A 232-nucleotide genomic window follows, 5' to 3' on the forward strand; every position below is an offset into this window, starting at 1 on the left:
GTGGGGCATGCTATTGCTCTACCCCATCCAAGGCGCTTCGACCCTATTAATGCAGCCCAATATTAAAGATCTGATCGATGGTCTCTTAGGCAGCCAAGCTCTCAATGTACTGTTTGACTGGCCCGTGGCGGAAATGGCTATCTTCTGGTGCTTTGCGCTGTATCTGTTTCCCATGTTCAGTATTTTGATTGCCGCCGATCAGTTCTCCTCAGACAAAACCCGCGGCACATTG

1 protein-coding gene is annotated in these 232 nt (G+C 50.0%); it reads left to right on the plus strand.

The genetic code is table 11. The features are described 5' to 3' along the window. Window positions 1-232: hypothetical protein (locus tag B4920_RS28185; protein ID WP_216820161.1), on the plus strand; the 232-nt coding region annotated here is incomplete at both ends.

The organism is Zoogloea sp. LCSB751 (genome assembly GCF_002028455.1).
Classification (GTDB): domain Bacteria; phylum Pseudomonadota; class Gammaproteobacteria; order Burkholderiales; family Rhodocyclaceae; genus Zoogloea.